At 59.8% G+C, this 17,337-nt stretch carries 19 protein-coding genes; 12 read left to right on the top strand and 7 right to left on the bottom strand.

The annotated features are described in order from the left end of the window. Positions 1–166 precede the first annotated feature (166 nt). Together BLR16_RS23555 and BLR16_RS23560 are read right to left on the bottom strand one after the other, a co-directional pair. Positions 167–1,390: a CaiB/BaiF CoA transferase family protein gene (locus BLR16_RS23555; protein ID WP_170846048.1), complete on the bottom strand. Its 1,224-nt coding sequence runs from the start codon at positions 1,388–1,390 to the stop codon at positions 167–169. 9 nt (positions 1,391–1,399) lie between these two features. Continuing rightward, positions 1,400–2,581: an acyl-CoA dehydrogenase gene (locus BLR16_RS23560; RefSeq protein ID WP_074808974.1), complete on the bottom strand. Its 1,182-nt coding sequence runs from the start codon at positions 2,579–2,581 to the stop codon at positions 1,400–1,402. Between the two features lie 153 nt (positions 2,582–2,734). Between BLR16_RS23560 and BLR16_RS23565 the strand changes: the two genes are divergently transcribed. From BLR16_RS23565 to BLR16_RS23610, 10 genes are all read left to right on the top strand, one after another. Continuing rightward, positions 2,735–3,658 (top strand): LysR family transcriptional regulator, encoded by a 924-nt coding sequence (locus BLR16_RS23565; RefSeq protein WP_074808976.1) that lies wholly within the window; start codon positions 2,735–2,737, stop codon positions 3,656–3,658. 405 nt (positions 3,659–4,063) lie between these two features. Next, positions 4,064–5,185, top strand: a complete 1,122-nt coding sequence (locus BLR16_RS23570; RefSeq protein WP_092194493.1) for a Re/Si-specific NAD(P)(+) transhydrogenase subunit alpha — start codon at positions 4,064–4,066, stop codon at positions 5,183–5,185. 10 nt (positions 5,186–5,195) lie between these two features. Continuing rightward, on the top strand, positions 5,196–5,519 hold the full coding sequence (locus tag BLR16_RS23575) for an NAD(P) transhydrogenase subunit alpha part 2 (protein ID WP_002555867.1): 324 nt from the start codon (positions 5,196–5,198) through the stop codon (positions 5,517–5,519). Then, positions 5,516–6,970, top strand: coding sequence for an NAD(P)(+) transhydrogenase (Re/Si-specific) subunit beta (locus BLR16_RS23580; RefSeq protein WP_003432845.1), 1,455 nt, complete (start codon positions 5,516–5,518; stop codon positions 6,968–6,970). Before BLR16_RS23575 ends, BLR16_RS23580 begins: the two co-directional genes overlap by 4 nt. Before the next feature lie 179 nt (positions 6,971–7,149). Further along, positions 7,150–8,643 (top strand): acetyl-CoA hydrolase/transferase family protein, encoded by a 1,494-nt coding sequence (locus tag BLR16_RS23585; RefSeq protein ID WP_003368016.1) that lies wholly within the window; start codon positions 7,150–7,152, stop codon positions 8,641–8,643. Positions 8,644–8,963: 320 nt separating this feature from the next. Further along, positions 8,964–9,179, top strand: a complete 216-nt coding sequence (locus tag BLR16_RS23590) for a DUF1127 domain-containing protein (RefSeq protein ID WP_002555870.1) — start codon at positions 8,964–8,966, stop codon at positions 9,177–9,179. Positions 9,180–9,491: 312 nt separating this feature from the next. After that, positions 9,492–9,809 (top strand): DUF2388 domain-containing protein, encoded by a 318-nt coding sequence (locus tag BLR16_RS23595; RefSeq protein ID WP_003368015.1) that lies wholly within the window; start codon positions 9,492–9,494, stop codon positions 9,807–9,809. 86 nt (positions 9,810–9,895) lie between these two features. After that, entirely contained in the window at positions 9,896–10,201 is a 306-nt protein-coding gene (locus tag BLR16_RS23600) for a DUF2388 domain-containing protein (protein ID WP_003368014.1), read from the top strand. 38 nt (positions 10,202–10,239) lie between these two features. Then, positions 10,240–10,560 carry a DUF2388 domain-containing protein gene (locus BLR16_RS23605; protein ID WP_003368012.1) on the top strand — a complete coding sequence of 107 codons (321 nt, stop codon included), beginning with the start codon at positions 10,240–10,242 and terminating at the stop codon, positions 10,558–10,560. Continuing rightward, positions 10,557–12,518 (top strand): DUF7844 domain-containing protein, encoded by a 1,962-nt coding sequence (locus BLR16_RS23610; RefSeq protein ID WP_054082245.1) that lies wholly within the window; start codon positions 10,557–10,559, stop codon positions 12,516–12,518. Before BLR16_RS23605 ends, BLR16_RS23610 begins: the two co-directional genes overlap by 4 nt. Here BLR16_RS23610 and BLR16_RS23615 read toward each other — a convergent pair whose 3' ends face one another. The 5 genes from BLR16_RS23615 to BLR16_RS23635 all read right to left on the bottom strand — a co-directional run bounded on the left by BLR16_RS23615 (position 12,519) and on the right by BLR16_RS23635 (position 15,601). Continuing rightward, the gene (locus BLR16_RS23615; RefSeq protein ID WP_003432843.1) at positions 12,519–12,896 is read right to left on the bottom strand and encodes an SCP2 sterol-binding domain-containing protein; all 378 of its coding nucleotides are present in this window, start codon (positions 12,894–12,896) and stop codon (positions 12,519–12,521) included. It lies immediately after the preceding gene. Positions 12,897–13,062: 166 nt separating this feature from the next. Next, entirely contained in the window at positions 13,063–13,506 is a 444-nt protein-coding gene (locus BLR16_RS23620; protein ID WP_003432842.1) for a hypothetical protein, read from the bottom strand. A 247-nt stretch (positions 13,507–13,753) separates the two neighbouring features. Further along, positions 13,754–14,029 (bottom strand): HU family DNA-binding protein, encoded by a 276-nt coding sequence (locus tag BLR16_RS23625; protein WP_003316110.1) that lies wholly within the window; start codon positions 14,027–14,029, stop codon positions 13,754–13,756. Positions 14,030–14,221: 192 nt separating this feature from the next. Then, positions 14,222–15,370: an NAD(P)/FAD-dependent oxidoreductase gene (locus BLR16_RS23630; RefSeq protein ID WP_054082246.1), complete on the bottom strand. Its 1,149-nt coding sequence runs from the start codon at positions 15,368–15,370 to the stop codon at positions 14,222–14,224. 63 nt (positions 15,371–15,433) lie between these two features. Next, positions 15,434–15,601: a rubredoxin gene (locus tag BLR16_RS23635; RefSeq protein WP_002555879.1), complete on the bottom strand. Its 168-nt coding sequence runs from the start codon at positions 15,599–15,601 to the stop codon at positions 15,434–15,436. 188 nt (positions 15,602–15,789) lie between these two features. Here BLR16_RS23635 and BLR16_RS23640 point away from each other — a divergent pair, with 188 nt between their 5' ends. Together BLR16_RS23640 and ubiA are read left to right on the top strand one after the other, a co-directional pair. After that, the gene (locus tag BLR16_RS23640) at positions 15,790–16,350 is read left to right on the top strand and encodes a chorismate--pyruvate lyase family protein (protein ID WP_074808979.1); all 561 of its coding nucleotides are present in this window, start codon (positions 15,790–15,792) and stop codon (positions 16,348–16,350) included. Further along, complete coding sequence (ubiA, locus tag BLR16_RS23645) at positions 16,350–17,243, top strand: 4-hydroxybenzoate octaprenyltransferase (RefSeq protein ID WP_003367996.1); 894 nt, start codon at positions 16,350–16,352, stop codon at positions 17,241–17,243. The genes BLR16_RS23640 and ubiA overlap by 1 nt, the downstream gene beginning before the upstream one ends. Positions 17,244–17,337: the final 94 nt, after the last annotated feature.

Genomic DNA, 17,337 nt, shown 5'->3' on the forward strand with positions numbered 1-17,337 from the left:
ACTATTGATCTACAAGGCTTTTTCGTTTCCGTCTGCGCCGGAAGTGGGGCGAATTATAGACACCTCACAGAGGGCGTCAACCGTTAATTTCAAAATCGCCGAAATTAACCTTAAAGGCCCCCTGGCTATATAGAAGAGCTCTTCGCAAACGCTTTCTTCTATATAGCTACAGCACCCCCGCCTCGCGCAGCACAGTGATCTCTTCCTCACCAATCCCCAGCAGCGCCTGCAGCACTTGCGCCGTATGCTCTCCCAGCAAGGGCGGCGCCCTTGTGTATTCGACTGGCGTTTCGGACAGCCGAATAGGGCTGGCCACCTGCGGAACACGCCCGGCCAGCACATGAGGGAGCTCTATGGCCAAACCCCGCGCCACCACGTGCGGATCGGCGAACACCTGAGCCAGATCATTGACCGGCCCGCAGGGCACACCGGCTGCCTCCAGCTCACTGACCCACTGGGCAGTGGCCTTGAACACTGTCACTTGGCGAATCAACGGAATCAGCTCGGCACGATGAGCTACTCGCAGTTTGTTGGTCAGGAAGCGAGGATCTTCCGCCCACTGCGGCTGCCCCGCCACAGCGGCAAACTTCCTGAACTGACTGTCATTGCCGACAGTCAGGATCAGGTCGCCATCGGCAGTGGGAAAATCCTGATAGGGCACGATGTTGGGATGAGCATTTCCCAAACGCTTGGGCGCTATTCCGGTAGTCAGGTAGTTCATGCCCTGATTGGCCAGACAGGCCACCTGTACATCCAGCAGCGCCATATCAATGTACTGGCCGATATCGCTTTGATCACGATGGGCCAGAGCGGCGAGAATGGCCGTCGTCGAATACAGACCCGTCAGGATGTCGGTCAATGCGACGCCGACCTTCACCGGCCCCGCACCCTCTTCACCATCGGGCAAGCCGGTAAGACTCATCAAGCCACCCAGCGCCTGAATCATGAAATCGTAACCCGGACGCCGCGCATACGGCCCGCTTTGCCCGAAGCCGGTAATGGAGCAATAAATCAGCCTCGGGTTGACCGCCTTCAGCGACTCGTAATCCAGCCCATAAGCCGCCAGCCCGTCGACCTTGAAGTTTTCGATCACGATGTCGGACTTCGCCGCCAGCTCGCGCACCAGCCTTTGCCCTTCAGGGCGCGTGAAGTCGATAGTGACTGACTGTTTATTACGATTGGCGGACAGGTAATAGGCCGCCTCGGTAGTGTTCTGCCCCGCAGCATCCTGAAGGAACGGCGGCCCCCATGAGCGAGTGTCATCGCCGCCCCCTGGGCGCTCGACCTTGATCACATCGGCGCCAAGGTCAGCAAGGATCTGTCCGGCCCATGGCCCGGCGAGGACTCTCGACAGGTCGAGCACCCGGATATGCGAAAGCGCGCCCATGATCAGCCCTCCTTAATAGAAAGCCTGAATGCCGGTCTGCGCACGCCCCAGAATCAACGCATGCACGTCGTGCGTGCCTTCGTAGGTATTCACAACCTCCAGGTTGACCAGATGCCTGGCGATGCCGAACTCATCCGAGATGCCATTGCCGCCCAGCATGTCGCGAGCCATGCGCGCGATATCCAGCGACTTGCCGCACGAGTTGCGCTTCATGATAGAGGTGATCTCCACGGCAGCCGTACCTTCGTCCTTCATGCGCCCCAGACGCAGGCAACCCTGCAAGGCCAGAGTGATTTCGGTCTGCATGTCTGCCAGCTTCTTCTGGATCAGCTGATTGGCCGCCAACGGACGGCCGAATTGCTGGCGATCCAGGGTGTACTGCCGCGCGGTGTGCCAGCAGAACTCTGCAGCACCCAGCGCGCCCCAGGAAATGCCATACCGTGCCGAGTTGAGGCAGGTGAACGGCCCCTTCAGACCGCGCACGTCGGGGAAGATGTTCTCTTCGGGCACGAACACGTTATCCATGACGATCTCGCCGGTGATCGATGCGCGCAAACCGACCTTGCCGTGGATGGCCGGAGCGCTCAGGCCTGCCCAACCTTTTTCGAGAACGAAACCGCGGATATCGCCGGCATCGTCCTTGGCCCACACTACGAACACATCAGCGATCGGGCTGTTGGTGATCCACATCTTGCTGCCGCTCAAGCGGTAACCACCCTCGACGCTCCGGGCGCGGGTGATCATCGCTCCAGGGTCGGACCCATGATTGGGCTCGGTCAGGCCGAAGCAACCGATCCATTCGCCAGAAGCCAGTTTGGGCAGGTACTTCTGTTTCTGGGCCTGCGTACCGAACTCGTTGATCGGCACCATGACCAGCGAGGACTGCACACTCATCATCGAACGGTAACCCGAATCGATACGTTCGACTTCACGCGCGATCAGCCCATAACACACGTAATTCAGACCGCTGCCACCGAACTCTTCCGGGATGGTCGCCCCCAAGAGCCCCACCTCGCCCATCTCGCGAAAGATGGCCGGGTCGGTTTTCTCGTGACGGAATGCTTCCAGCACGCGCGGGGCCAGCTTGCTCTGGGCGAACTGCTCGGCCGTGTCGCGGACCATGCGCTCTTCTTCGGTGAGCTGTTGATCCAGCAACAAGGGGTCAATCCAGTTAAAGCTTGCCTTACCGCTCATGCCAGTTCCTCGCGTTCAGATGAAATCCTGCAGTGATCCTAGTCCTGGCCCATGCCAGCGACAAACGAGGTTTTATCAAGCATGTGTGCTAATTTCTCACTCCGAGGCACAGAAAGGCGCTCCAAAACAAAAATACCAGTGAGAAGAAAGTACATGAGACGCAAGATACCCAGCACGACTGCACTGGTCAGCTTCGAGGCAGCCGCCCGCCACGAGAGCTTCACCAAGGCCGCTCATGAGCTGTCCCTCACGCAAGGCGCCGTGTGTCGGCAAATCGGCGGGCTGGAAGAGTTTCTCGGCGTCGAGCTGTTCCGGCGTTCGCGCAGGGGCGTAAAGCTCACGGAAGCCGGGCTTTCCTATAGCCGTCGTGTTTCCCAGCAACTGGACGCGGTCGAGCGCGACACACTGTCGGTCATGGGCCAACAAGGCGCCAATGCCATCGAGCTCGCCGTGGTGCCGACCTTCGGCACTCAGTGGCTGCTGCCGCGCCTGAAGGACTTCCAGCACAAGCATCCCGACGTCACGGTCCACCTGACCAACCGCACCCGCCCATTCCTGTTTGCCGACACCGACTTCGATGCCGCCATTTATTTTGGCGATGCGGACTGGTCCGGCACCCAGTCGCATCGACTGATGAGCGAAAACTCCATGCCGGTCTGCAGCCCCTCTTTTCTTGAAGGTCGCGACAGTCTGGGAGCACGTGAACTGGCCGAACTGCCGCTGCTGCAACAAACTACCCGGCCCTACGCCTGGCGCCAATGGTTCAATGCGCAGGATCTGGATGTCGCGCGCGACATGACCGGTCCGCGCTACGAGCTGTTCTCGATGCTGGCGCAGGCGGCCATGCATGACATGGGCGTTGCTCTGATTCCTCCCTTCCTCATTCAACGCGAACTGCAGGAAAAGCGTCTGGTGATCGCGAACACTCGGTCGCTGCTCGGCAGTAAGGCCTATCACCTGATGATTCCTGAGCGCAAAGTTGAATCGGCATCGCTGACTGCGTTTCGTGACTGGCTGATCGAACAGGCCCGGGCTTACCAGTTGCCCCAGGAAAAATCCGACCCATATCTCAGGTAGCCCATAGCTGTTGGCACCTACAGATATAAACTTATGTCGCCCTGAAGTAACTTCCAATCGCGCACAGAAAACGGGACATAACCCTTTATTTATAGGGTCTATAGGTCGATACGGCGCATTTATCGGATTTTCGGCAGAAAAACTTTTATCACCTGTTTTTCGTAAGGAATATCGCCGCAGCCCATACAGACAAAGGGCCCTGTCGAATAAGTGCGACAATAGGTCACAGTGTGACTTGTAGTTCACCTATAGTTTCGTTACAGAATGTATTGAAGCCTGCAAACTTCGCCTGCAAAATGCCCCGCCCCTGCTGCAAAGGGGTGTGCTGATTGGCCAAGCCAGACGCACCAGCCGTAGTGCACTGGCCTACATACGAACAATAAAAAATCGCGCAGGAGATTTGTCGTGCACATTGGCGTTCCTCTCGAAACACAAGCGGGCGAAACCCGGGTAGCTGCTACTCCGGAAACCATCAAAAAGCTGATCAGCCAGGGTCACCGGGTTACGGTGCAAAGCGGCGCAGGCCTTCATGCCAGCGTTCCGGACAGCGCTTACGAGGCTGCTGGCGCGGTGATCGGTGACACGCACCAGACCTATGCGGCCGAACTGATTCTCAAGGTCGTCGCACCTGACGAAGAGGCGCTGAGCCTGATCAAAAGCGGCTCGGTGGTCATCGGCATGCTCAACCCCTTCAACAACGAACTGATCGGCAAGATGGCCGCACGCGGCATTACCGCGTTCGCCCTGGAAGCCGCGCCGCGCACATCGCGGGCGCAAAGCCTTGATGTGCTGTCTTCGCAAGCCACCATTGCGGGCTATAAGGCAGTACTGCTCGCCTCGCATCACTACCCGCGCTTCATGCCTATGCTGATGACCGCTGCCGGCACCGTCAAAGCTGCCCGGGTGCTGATCCTGGGCGCAGGCGTTGCCGGCCTGCAGGCCATTGCCACCGCCAAAAGACTTGGCGCCGTGGTAGAAGCTTCGGATGTGCGTCCGGCAGTGAAGGAGCAGATCGAGTCGCTGGGCGCGAAATTCATTGATGTGCCCTACGAGACCGACGAAGAGCGCGAATGCGCCGAAGGCGTTGGTGGCTACGCGCGCCCTATGCCGGCCAGCTGGATGCAACGCCAGGCCGCCGCCGTGCATGAGCGCGCGAAACTGTCGGACATCGTCATCACGACCGCACTCATTCCCGGCCGCAAGGCCCCGGTGCTGCTCGGCGCAGAAACCGTGGCGCAGATGAAGCCCGGCTCGGTGGTGATTGACTTGGCCGCTGCACAAGGCGGCAACTGCCCGCTGACCGTTGCCGATCAAGTGGTTGTCGAGCACGGCGTAACCATCGTCGGCCACACCAACCTGCCCGCTCTGGTCGCTGCCGATGCATCGGCGCTCTACGCCCGCAACCTGCTGGACTTCATGAAGCTGCTGTTCGACAAGGACGGCACATTCTCGATCAACCTCGAAGACGACATCGTCGCCGCATGCCTGATGTGCCGCGACGGGCAAGTTGTCCGCAAGAACGGCTGAGGACACACCAATGGAAGAGCTGATTTCCCCCGGCGTCTACAACCTGATCATTTTCGTACTGGCGATTTATGTCGGCTACCACGTGGTCTGGAACGTCACGCCTGCGCTGCACACGCCACTCATGGCGGTCACCAATGCCATCTCTGCCATCGTTATCGTAGGTGCCATGCTAGCCGCCGCGCTCACGGTCACCCCGCTGGGCAAGACCATGGGCACGCTGGCGGTCGCACTGGCAGCCGTGAACGTGTTTGGCGGGTTTCTGGTCACTCGGCGGATGCTGGAAATGTTCAGGAAAAAGGCCCCCAAGGCAAAGGATGAGGCGCCCAAGTCATGAGCATGAATCTGGTTACCCTGCTGTACCTGATCGCATCGATCTGTTTCATCCAGGCACTCAAAGGCTTGTCGCACCCGACCACCTCGCGCCGTGGCAACTTGTTCGGCATGCTCGGTATGGGCCTGGCGGTCATCACCACGATCGGCCTGGTCTTCAAGCTCGCGGCACTGTCTACCGCTGAAGGGACCAGCGCGGGGATCGGCTACATCGTAGTCGGCCTGCTGGTGGGCGGAACCGCTGGCTCGATCATGGCCAAGCGCGTCGAGATGACCAAAATGCCGGAGCTGGTGGCGTTCATGCACAGCATGATCGGCCTGGCCGCGGTGTTCATCGCTATCGCTGCAGTCGTCGAGCCTCAATCACTGGGCATCGTTCGCAATCTGGGCGATGCGATTCCGGCCGGCAACCGTCTGGAGCTGTTCCTCGGGGCAGCCATCGGTGCGATCACCTTCTCGGGTTCGGTCATCGCTTTCGGCAAACTCTCGGGCAAGTACAAATTTCGCCTCTTTCAAGGCGCACCGGTACAGTTTTCCGGCCAGCACACGCTCAATCTGGTCCTTGGCCTGGCCACGCTGTTCTTCGGCCTGACCTTCATGTTCACCGGCAGCCTCACTGCCTTTGCGATCATGCTGGCGCTGGCCTTCGTCATCGGTGTGTTGCTGATCATCCCGATTGGCGGGGCCGACATGCCGGTAGTGGTGTCGATGCTCAACAGCTATTCAGGCTGGGCAGCCGCCGGTATCGGCTTTTCGCTGAACAACTCGATGCTGATCATCGCAGGCTCGCTGGTGGGCTCCTCGGGCGCGATTCTCTCCTACATCATGTGCAAGGCGATGAACCGCTCGTTCTTCAACGTGATCGGCGGCGGCTTCGGCGGCGCAACGGACTCGGCAGGCCCGGCGGGTGCGAAGGAAGCACGCCCGGTGAAGTCCGGCTCGGCAGACGACGCAACCTTCTTGCTGACCAACGCCGACACGGTGATCATCGTGCCCGGTTACGGCCTGGCAGTGGCTCGCGCCCAGCACGCGCTCAAGGAACTGACCGAGAAGCTCGTACACCGCGGCGTCACCGTGAAGTACGCCATTCACCCGGTGGCCGGACGCATGCCCGGGCACATGAACGTGCTGCTGGCCGAAGCCGAAGTGCCTTACGACCAAGTGTTCGAGATGGACGACATCAACTCCGAATTCGGTCAGGCCGATGTGGTGCTGGTGCTCGGTGCCAACGACGTGGTCAACCCGGCCGCCAAGAACGATCCGAAATCCCCTATCGCCGGGATGCCCATCCTGGAGGCGTTCAAGGCCAAGACCATCATCGTCAACAAACGCTCGATGGCCAGTGGTTACGCAGGTCTGGATAACGAATTGTTCTACCTGGATAAAACCATGATGGTGTTCGGAGACGCCAAAAAGGTGATCGAGGACATGGTGAAGGCCGTCGAAAACGCCTAGCCTGACCCCGCTCCATTGAAGCCCCGGCTCGCTTGGCGACCGGGGCTTTTTACATTCCGCGTAACAGTGTTTTGCGCTGGAACCCGCTAATTAGAGCGGTCAAATGCGACCTTGGTAGCAGGACGAAGATCGGCCAAGGCTCTAGACTTGTCGTTCGCTTCTATCTACGAGACAGACCCATGTACCGTGACCGTATCCGCCGGCCCTCCCTGATGAGCAAGGTTATGAGCGCAGCCGACGCTGCCGCCTTGATTGAAGACGGCATGACCGTCGGCATGAGTGGCTTCACCCGTGCAGGCGAAGCCAAGGCTGTGCCCCACGCGCTGGCCGAGCGCGCCAAAGTGACGCCGCTGAAAATCAGCCTGATGACCGGCGCCAGTCTGGGCAATGATCTTGACAAGCAGCTGACCGAGTCCGGTGTACTGTCCCGGCGAATGCCCTTTCAGGTCGACAGCACGCTGCGCAAGGCGATCAACAACGGCACGGTGATGTTCATCGATCAGCATTTGTCCGACACCGTCGAGCTGCTGCGCAATCGACAGATCAAGGCGGTGGACCTGGCCGTGATCGAATGCGTGGCGATCACCGAAGAGGGCCATCTGGTGCTGAGCACCTCCGTGGGCAACTCGGCCAGCTTTGCCATCCTGGCCAAACAGGTCATCGTGGAAATCAACCTGTCCCAGCCACTCGAGCTTGAAGGTCTGCACGACATTTATATACCCAGCTACAGACCGACACGCCTGCCGATTCCAGTCCTGGAGGCAGATTCGCGTATCGGCAGCCACGCGGTGAAGATCGACCCGGCAAAAATAGTCGGCATTGTCATCAGCAACCAGCCTGACTCGCCCTCCACGGTAACGCCGCCTGACGCCGACACTCAGGCCATTGCCAATCATCTGGTGGAGTTCTTCAAGAAAGAAGTGCGCGAAGACCGGCTGACCGACAAGCTGATGCCGTTGCAGGCCGGGATAGGCAACATTGCCAACGCCGTGATGCACGGCCTGCTGGCGTCTCCCTTCACCGACCTGACGATGTACTCCGAGGTGCTGCAGGACTCGACATTCGACCTGTTCGATGCAGGCAAACTGACCTTTGCCTCGGGCAGCTCCATGACCTTGTCGGCGGCCAAGCACGCTGAGGTCTTTGCCGACTTCAATCGCTACAAATCCAGGCTGGTACTGCGCCCGCAGGAAATCTCCAACCACCCCGAGGTGATCCGTCGCCTGGGTATCATCGGGATCAATACCGCGCTGGAGTTCGACCTGTACGGCAATGTGAACTCCACCCACATCTGCGGCACACGCATGATGAACGGCATTGGCGGTTCCGGGGACTTCTCGCGTAACGCACACCTGGCGATCTTCGTCACCAAATCGATCGCCAAAGGTGGCGCGATCTCCAGCGTCGTGCCCATGGTCAGCCATGTCGACCACACCGAACACGATGTCGACATCCTGGTCACCGAGCAGGGCCTGGCGGACCTGCGCGGTCTGGCGCCACGCGAACGCGCCAGAGTAATCATCGATAACTGCGTGCATCCGGATTATCGCGATGCGCTGAACACCTATTTCAGTGCCGCTTGCGCCGTGGGCGGGCATACCCCGCACATCCTGCGCGAAGCACTGAGTTGGCACATCAACCTGGAAGAAACCGGGCGCATGCTGCCAGCCTGAACAGGACAGTTGGAAGTGAGCAAGCGCTTTTCCGATTCACTTTCAGCTGGCACCCGAGGGCTTATCGAAAAACTGTACTGCTGTACCGGTCATAAAACTGCCTTGAAAGGTCAAAATCACCACAATCGACCACAAAATGCACCCATAAAGTGCAGACCGGTACAGTTGCCCCATTTATGAACAAAACAGTGTCCAATCACAGTTAACTGAACCCTCACAATACAGGTGAACTGTGTCTATGGAAGCTGGACGCACGCGAGGAAAATGGGCACCAGTCAAGCAACTCACTTATCCCGCCACAAGCGGAAGGAAGTCACACCATGGAACGTACAATCAGTTCCGATCTGTTCAGCGAAAGCACCGTTACCACCGCAAAAGCCTCTCTGCCTCTGCGCGTATTCGCCAACCTGATGCTCTGGCAGCGTCGCCTGTCCAGCCGCCACCAGCTGGCCCGTCTGGATGCACGCCTGCTGGCTGACGCCGGTATCAGCGAATCCCAGCGTTACGAAGAGCTGAGCAAGCCGTTCTGGCGCTAAACATGCGCCCGCTGGTCCTTGACCTCTAGGTCTCCCACCAGCAACCCGAATTGCTTCATACAAAACCCGTCTCAGGCAACTGAGACGGGTTTTGTCGTTTCAGGGGCAGATTCAGAGCGCGCCGGCCAAACCAGTACAGATTTAACAAAATCAAAATACGGCAGGTACAGTCATCAAATATTGCAAACTGTGTAAGCCGAAACCGTCGACCTTCATGACAACTGCAGTATGGGTGGGATAGTCTAGCGCTCTACCTCAGCCCTTCGGCTTCACAGGCAGTCTGTGCCCACTTGTCCACAACGGAACTCGATCATGTCTCTGCTACGTAACCTTGGCGCTGTCTTTCTGTTGACCGCCGCAGCCGGTGCAAACGCCTCCAGCTTCATCGTCACCACTGACGCAGTGGTCGATGCCGTCAATGCATCGACCCGCGCGACCTCCAACGTGTCCTCTTCCCTGAAAGACGACAAGATCGTTCTTGCCGCCCGTGACGACGCCGCCAGCTTCGTGGCCAGCTCTGGCGACATCCGCAGCGCCCGCCTTGAAGGCGCGTTGCAGCACATCCGCCAGGTCCTGCCTGAACTGCAAGCCAGCGACAGCCAGCTGGCTCAGGCCATTCTGGCCATCTGACCGCTGCGCCCCGGCTACGTGCCGGGGTAGCTCTGGCCCGCGCATTGCGCTAGCCTTGGAGCCTGTTTTGCCGGTTCGTGAAAGTCATGCGTTTAGTGCACCTTCTGTATATCGCTCCCTTTGCCAGCCTGATGTACGTCAGTCAGGTTCAAGCGTTCGATACGACCACGCAAGGCCTGGTCAAGACCGCCTATGCCACCAGTCAGGTCTCGACAGGACCGTTCGATAACAAACTGATCATGGCTGCCCGGGACGATGCGGCTGCATTCATCGCCAGCGACGGAGAAATGCGTGGCGCCCGGCTTGAGTCAGCGCTGCACGCCCTGCGTCAGGCAGATGCAAAACTTCATGCCAGCGACCTTGAACTGGCGCAGGCAATCCTCGTCCAATAGCCACTTTCCCCTCTTCGCGTAACTGGAGACGTCACTACATGCGTACCCCGCTGATTGCTGCTTCCCTTGGCCTGCTCTTGCTGGCCGACTTTGCCCAGGCCCAGACTGTTGTGGCCACGAGCAACATCATCGTTCGTGCGTTCGGCCGTACCATCGATTTCACTTCCGACACCACCACATCGATCCGCGACTCCAAGGTCGTTCTCCAGGCCAAGGACGATGCTGCCAGCTACGTTGCCACCGGTGGTGATATCCACGGTGCCCAACTGGATGCTGCGTTCGACACGCTGCGTAGCCGCGTGCCGGAAGCGCGTGATGCAAGCGATCAGACCCTGGCTGAAGCAATCCTCGCATTGTGAGGCGGTTTCGCGCCTGGCTGCTTGCTGGCGCGCTGTCGCTGGTCGGTACGCATGCCTTTGCCAGCCTGAAGCTGGAACTGCACACCGACGGCCTTGATGCGCCCCAACAACAAGCCAGCCAGGCGCTGCTCGACGAAGCCCTGCACGCATTACCGCCCAGCTTCGTCGCAGCACTGGACCGCACCGTCGAGGTGAGCTGGTCCGCTGACATGCCGCAGAACGCCTACGGTCAGGCCGCCGGTCCCTATCAGCTGTACCTCAACAGCCACCTGCTGACGTCCTTGACGGACGGCTCGGCAGCCACCGCTCAGACGGGCCGGCCACACGGTACGGTGCGCCGGGAGCTGCTCGCTACTGTCCTGCACGAGCTGACCCACGTCTACGACCGCGCCCGCCTGTGGTCTCCCAGCGAGCGAGCGGCGATTTTTCGCTGCACATCACGTAGCAGTTCGCTGGGCAAGGTCGGTCTGCCTGACGACTGCCGCGGCCAGACCGAGCGCCGCTTCACCCTGAGTGACGATCCACGCCTGCTGGACCTGGCGGGCTGGCAGCAATATGTCGGACGTCGTGGCGAACGCGAGGAACATAACGGCCAGGTCGCCCGCAGCCCGGACATCTACGAAACCACCAGCCCGCTGGAGTTCGTGGCGGTGAACATGGAGTACTTCCTCCTCGATCCGGCCTACGCCTGCCGTCGCCCTGCCCTGTATGCCTATTACAAGGAGCGTTTTGGCTGGGCACCTGCAGCCCATAATGAATGCCCGACGTTTTACCCCTACCTGAATGCCGGCAGCGACTTCGGCCGAGAGCCACTGGGCAAGCTGGACCCGGAGCGGGTGTATGCGGTGGATTATCTGCTGGCCGAGGCGAACCAGAACTGGGCAAGCCGCTGGGGCCACAGCATGTTGCGCCTGGTGATTTGCAAACCCGGCCGCCCGCGTGGTCCGGATTGCCGACTGGACCTTGATCAGCACCTGGTGCTGTCGTACCGGGCGTTTGTCGGCGACGTGCAGCTGTCCAGCTGGGACGGCCTGATGGGGGCCTACCCGTCGCGCCTGTTCGTCCTGCCACTGGCGCAGGTCATCGATGAATACACCAAAACCGAGCTGCGCAGCCTGGCGTCGGTACCAATCAAGCTGTCGCGTCCGGAAATAGAAGGGCTCGTGCAGCACGCCGCCGAGATGCACTGGAGCTACGACGGCAACTACTACTTCCTCTCGAACAACTGCGCCGTTGAAAACCTGAAGCTGTTGCGCGCCGGTACGCACAACCCCAAGCTCGTCGGCCTGGACAGCATCTTGCCCAACGGTTTGCTTGAAGTCCTTGAAGGCCGCGGGCTGGCTGACACCAGTGTATTGGACGATCCCAAGGAAGCGCTGCGTCTGGGCTATCGGTTCGACTCCTACCGGGATCGCTATCAGGCGATGTTCGAAGTGCTGAAGAAGCACCTGCCGATCAAACAGAACAGCGTGGAAGACTGGATGGCACTGCCCGCCAGTGAGCGCAGCCAGTGGTTTGCTAAAGCAGACCTGCGTACCAGCGCTGCGATTCTGCTGCTGGAGCAGGCCAGCCTGCGCAGGCAACTGTTGTTGGCCCAGGACGAAGTGAAACAGAGCTATCTGGGTGCACGGGAGTTGAAAGACGGCAAGGTTTCCAACGCCACCAAAACGCTGCAGGAGATCCTCGCCAGCAGCGGGTTCCTCAGTCGGCCTGCCGAGCTGCTGGGCAGCGACGGGTACGGTTTGCCACAGGCAGGAGAATGGCAGCGTCTTGAAGCAGAAAGCAGTCAGCGCCAGAAGCAGCTCAAGCGCCTGACCGGTGATCTCGACAAGGAGGTGCGAGCCCTGCTGGAGCCTGAGCGCGCCAAAGAGATTGCCGCCAACGAAGCCAACCTCAAACAGGTGTCGGAGCACCTGAGGGCGTTGCACAAGGCTGCAGGCGGGCTGCAGCTGCCGTGATCAGGCTGCTTTCTTTTTCGGTTTGAGGTATTTGACCAGGCCCTGGAACCAGATCACCAGGGCCGGGTTGCCCTTGATCTGAATATCCTTGTCCTGAATGCCCTTCATGAACGCCAGCTGCTTGTTCTTCGCCTGGAGAGTATCAAAGCCAAAGGCTGCATCACGAAACACGATGGCAAAGGCCGGCTCTGCAACCGTACCACTTGCACTGCGGATCCGTTGCTCATGGACCACGAAGTGACGTGAAATCTTGCCATCTGCAGTCTGCAACTGAAAGGTCAGGTCCTTGCCAGCCAATTGCTGCTGGAACGCCGGATTGTTACGACTGGCGCGGGCCATCAGCAGGCCCAGCATCCACAACAGGAAACGAAATTTCATACACGGCCTCTGAACACGCGGGTTCCGACTCGGAATCGGCGTAGCAGTGTAGCGGGTTATCGGCGCAAAACCTGTAGGACAAAAATGGATTTCGAGGGAGATCGGCACAAAACAGCCCTCGAATATGAGGATGCTGCTCCGCGTGGGGAGCAGCATCACACTGACATCAACGAATGCTGTTGATGCTGCCTTTGTTACCCGTGACCTTTACATCGACCTTCTTGAAGATGAAGTAGTCTTTGACGCTGACTTCGTAGCGCGGCGCAACAATCAGGTCGGCACCGGAGGATTTAACCGCCTTGAAGGCAGCTGCCGCTTTGGTCGTCGAGACAGGATCAGGCAACGCCAGACCCAGGCCGCCACCGCCAGCTGCACCACCGTAGGTCACGCCGTCGGCGAACTGATTATCGCCGCCGAAGCTCAGGAAGTTGAACAGCACGTTGGTGGACGACTCGCCGCTGATAGTGCCGCCAACCTTGACGTCAGCCTTCAGGTCGGTTTTGACCGTGCCTTCCAGCGGCGCGCTTGGCTGGCTGACGTTGTAGCTCACACAACCGCTGGTTGTGGCGATCAGAGCCGCAACAGCAGCAAACTTCCATGGCTTTTTCATTCTGGATTTCCCAAGAGTAATTGAAGGGGTGCAGCAGGGGCGGCACTCTAAGGGAATCAGCAACAAGAAAAAGTCAGGCAAAGCTGGGGCTTTGGAAGGCAATTACACGCAATGGAGTAGGACAATTCTCACAGGGAGCGAGAGGCATCATCGGCGTCATACGGCAGAAACAAGAAACGGGCACCCAATCCGATTGGTGTGCCCGCCTGTGGGTCGTGCGCCTCCCGCCGAGGCGCACACCGGGGTATCAAGGGTTGACGCTGTCTTTCAGGGCTTTCCCCGGCTTGAAGGCAACCGTGTTGCTTGCCTTGATTTTGACCGGCTCCCCGGTCTGAGGGTTCTTGCCAGTGCGGGCGCCACGGTGGCGTTGCAGAAAAGTACCGAAACCTACCAGCGTGACACTGTCCTTGCGGTTCAGTGCGCCAGTAATCTCTTCAAGAATGGCATTGAGAACGCGATTGGATTGCTCTTTGGTGAGATCCGCCTTTTCAGCGATGGCGGCTGCAACTTCTGGTTTACGCATATGAAGCCTCTTTTACGGTTTTTTGTTTTTATGTCCCGCGCCGCTTTTGTAAAACAACGGCCACAAGGCGCCGCGACAGCTCTACGTAGCGGCAGACAAGACCGAGGATGGCATGCCGAACTGACCCGCGCCAGTGCATGAGCGCGGTTTATTGGCAGAAATACGGGGTCAATCCGACAAAATGACGAGAAATCACGCCAATAACGCGGGCAGCACCTTGTTGAGTGCGAGTTTTTCCATAACCGCAGCGCCTGTCAGGGCATAGCCCAGCAGATGGCCGTCGGCGTCGTGACACAGCGCTTTGATATCAGCGCCCTGCCCTTCGACGCTCCAGTGGCCATCGCTGCCACGCGGCGGCGGCGAAACCACCAGCGGGCAGGCTGGCGTCTTCACGGTGATCGGCATGGGCCCGTATTTGACTGAGGTCGGGTTTCCGGCCAGCGTCTGAGCCAAGGCACGAGCGCAGCTCATCAACGGCATCACGTAGAGCAGGTTGAGACCATCGACCTCAGCGCAATCACCCAGCGCGTGGATGTTGGCGTGGGAGGTTTGCAGCAGGCGGTCGACCAGAATGCCGCGCCCGGTCTGCAGGCCGGCAGCAGCGGCCAGCTCGATGCGAGGACGCAGGCCGATGGCTGAGACCACCAGATCGCAGTCAATCACCTGCCCGTCCGACAAGTGCGCTTGCAGGCCCTCGCCATTGCGATTCAGACGGGTCAGCACCGGCCCCAGATGGAAACGTGCACCCAGGCTTTCAAGGCCAGTTTTCACCGCAGCCGCCGCCTCAGGGGGCAACAGGGTCGGCATGACCTGTTCGCACGGCGCCACCAGATCCACTTCATAGCCGCCCAGGATCAGGTCGTTGGCGAATTCACAGCCAATGAGCCCTGCGCCGAGAATCAGCACCCGACGCTTGCCCGACGCAGCCGCACGGAAACGGGCGTAATCCTGAAGATCGTTGATCGAAAAAATCGCGTCGCCTGCATCGCCTTCCACCGGTACACGAATGGCTTCGGCGCCCCAGGCCAGCACCAGATCGCGGTAATACACCGCCTCTTCGCCGATCCACAGGCGTTTGTGCCCGGCATCGATCCCGCTGATGCGCGTGTGCGTGCGGATCTCGGCCTTGAGCTGATCGGCCATGGCGCCGGCTTCAGCCATGCTCAGGCCGTCGGCTTCCTTGTTTTTGCCAAAGCCGGTAGAGAGCATCGGCTTGGAGTAGGAACGGCCATCATCGGCCGTGATCAATAGCAGCGACGTGTCTGCGTCCAGCTTGCGAAACTCCCGAGCAAGGTTATACCCCGCAAGGCCGGTGCCGATGATGACGACAGGTGCGCTCATTGTCCTTTCCTATTTCACTGTGCCTGGTGCTCGTTGTTGCCAGCCCTTGTCTGCAGGCAGCAATCAACCGATTTCGATCATTTCAAAGTCCATCTTGCCCACGCCGCAATCCGGGCACAGCCAGTCTTCCGGCACATCCTGCCAGAGGGTGCCGGGCGCAATTCCGTCATCCGGCCAGCCATCGGCTTCGTTATAGATCAGGCCACAGACGATGCATTGCCATTTCTTCATGTCAGGTTCTCTCGTTTATCAGGCTCAATAGCGTACGACGGTCGGTTGCCGTCTTCTGAAGGGGCGTTGTACTGATCGACAGGCGCGGATGCAAGTCTGATTCTATAACTCAGGCTCTACCGACCGTCGGTCGAAACCGGCAATCATGCTAAGCTCGCCGCCTCGTTGGCTGCCGGAACTGGCTTACCGTGACCCAGCAATCCCCCGCATTCATTGGCCCTGTCTGGTTTGAGCGCGAGCAATTGATCGACGTGCCGGACCCGGTAATGCTCGACTGGCTGTTCAATCAGGACTCCCTCACTCGCCGCTTGGACCGTTTGTCTGATGGTCGTTTCAGCGTATTTCCGCAGTTTGAAGGCTGGCAGCCGTTGCGCCCTGATGAGTGCCTGGCGTTGGGCCTGCCAGAGGCTGGCGAGGGCTGGGTGCGCGAGGTGTATTTGCGCGGCAACGGCAACCACTGGGTGTTCGCGCGCAGCGTCGCCGCCCGTAGCGCCCTGCAGGATGGCGGCCTGAATATGGATGAGCTGGGCACTCGTTCTCTGGGTGAGTTGCTGTTCAGCGACCCGGCGTTCGTGCGCGGCACACTTGAGGTGTGTCATTACCCCGAGGCCTGGCTACCCGCTGCCGACGCAGCGCGCGGACTGTGGGCACGCCGCTCGCGATTCGATCGCGGCGCATTGAGCGTGCTGGTCGCCGAAGTTTTCCTGCCAGCCCTGTGCACTGCGATCCACGACAAGGACCACGTCTGATGTACCTGTCCCTCCTCAAATCCCTCAATCGTCTGAGCCCGCGCGCCTGGGACTTCATCCAGCTGACACGCATCGACAAGCCCATCGGCGTCTACCTGCTGCTGTGGCCGACCCTGTGGGCGGTCTGGATTGCAGGCAAGGGCGCGCCCTCGCTGCAGACCGTGTTCATTTTTGTGCTCGGCGTGTTTCTGATGCGGGCGGCAGGCTGTGTGATCAATGACTTCGCCGACCGCAAGGTGGACGGCCACGTCAAACGCACCGAGCAACGTCCGCTGGTCAGCGGCAAAGTCAGCTCCCGGGAAGCGCTGGTGCTGTTTGCGGTGCTGGTCGGCCTGAGCTTTGTGCTGGTGCTGTTTACCAACGCGACGACCATCTGGCTGTCGTTCGGCGGTCTCGCCCTGGCGGCCAGCTATCCGTTCATGAAGCGCTACACCTATTACCCGCAAGTGGTGCTGGGTGCTGCGTTCTCGTGGGGCATGCCGATGGCCTTCACCGCCGAAACCGGCGAGTTGCCCGCTGCAGCCTGGTTGCTGTACATCGCCAACCTGCTGTGGACGGTGGGCTACGACACCTACTACGCCATGGTCGATCGCGACGACGACCTGAAAATCGGCGTGAAATCCACGGCAGTACTGTTCGGCGATGCCGACCGGGTCATCATCCTGACCCTGCAAGGGCTGGCACTGGGCTGCCTGATACTGGCCGGTGCGCGCTTCGAACTGGGCGCGTGCTTCTACGTCGGTCTGCTGGCAGCGGCAGGCTGTTTCGCCTGGGAATTCTGGAGCACCCGTGAGCGCGGGCGAGACGCCTGCTTCAAGGCCTTCCTGCACAACCACTGGGCCGGGCTGGCGATATTCCTGGGCATCGTCGCCGACTACGCGGTGCGCGGATAACGGCCACTGCCAGCCTGCGCACGATGGAAATAAATTCATGATCGCGAGGCCTGCGGGCCCCCGCAGCCTGTCAGCGTGCTAGCCTCATTCAGAC

Source organism: Pseudomonas sp. BS3767, assembly GCF_900099665.1.
Lineage (GTDB): Bacteria > Pseudomonadota > Gammaproteobacteria > Pseudomonadales > Pseudomonadaceae > Aquipseudomonas > Aquipseudomonas cerasi.

Excerpts from the sequence above, each read along its gene's own strand:
- BLR16_RS23560 (WP_074808974.1), bottom strand. The coding sequence starts at position 2,581 with ATGAGCGGTAAGGCAAGCTTTAACTGGATTGACCCCTTGTTGCTGGAT.
- BLR16_RS23565 (WP_074808976.1), top strand. The coding sequence starts at position 2,735 with ATGAGACGCAAGATACCCAGCACGACTGCACTGGTCAGCTTCGAGGCA.
- BLR16_RS23575 (WP_002555867.1), top strand. The coding sequence starts at position 5,196 with ATGGAAGAGCTGATTTCCCCCGGCGTCTACAACCTGATCATTTTCGTA.
- BLR16_RS23580 (WP_003432845.1), top strand. The coding sequence starts at position 5,516 with ATGAGCATGAATCTGGTTACCCTGCTGTACCTGATCGCATCGATCTGT.
- BLR16_RS23585 (WP_003368016.1), top strand. The coding sequence starts at position 7,150 with ATGTACCGTGACCGTATCCGCCGGCCCTCCCTGATGAGCAAGGTTATG.
- BLR16_RS23590 (WP_002555870.1), top strand. The coding sequence starts at position 8,964 with ATGGAACGTACAATCAGTTCCGATCTGTTCAGCGAAAGCACCGTTACC.
- BLR16_RS23595 (WP_003368015.1), top strand. The coding sequence starts at position 9,492 with ATGTCTCTGCTACGTAACCTTGGCGCTGTCTTTCTGTTGACCGCCGCA.
- BLR16_RS23600 (WP_003368014.1), top strand. The coding sequence starts at position 9,896 with ATGCGTTTAGTGCACCTTCTGTATATCGCTCCCTTTGCCAGCCTGATG.
- BLR16_RS23605 (WP_003368012.1), top strand. The coding sequence starts at position 10,240 with ATGCGTACCCCGCTGATTGCTGCTTCCCTTGGCCTGCTCTTGCTGGCC.
- BLR16_RS23615 (WP_003432843.1), bottom strand. The coding sequence starts at position 12,896 with ATGAAATTTCGTTTCCTGTTGTGGATGCTGGGCCTGCTGATGGCCCGC.
- BLR16_RS23620 (WP_003432842.1), bottom strand. The coding sequence starts at position 13,506 with ATGAAAAAGCCATGGAAGTTTGCTGCTGTTGCGGCTCTGATCGCCACA.
- BLR16_RS23625 (WP_003316110.1), bottom strand. The coding sequence starts at position 14,029 with ATGCGTAAACCAGAAGTTGCAGCCGCCATCGCTGAAAAGGCGGATCTC.
- BLR16_RS23630 (WP_054082246.1), bottom strand. The coding sequence starts at position 15,370 with ATGAGCGCACCTGTCGTCATCATCGGCACCGGCCTTGCGGGGTATAAC.
- BLR16_RS23635 (WP_002555879.1), bottom strand. The coding sequence starts at position 15,601 with ATGAAGAAATGGCAATGCATCGTCTGTGGCCTGATCTATAACGAAGCC.
- ubiA (WP_003367996.1), top strand. The coding sequence starts at position 16,350 with ATGTACCTGTCCCTCCTCAAATCCCTCAATCGTCTGAGCCCGCGCGCC.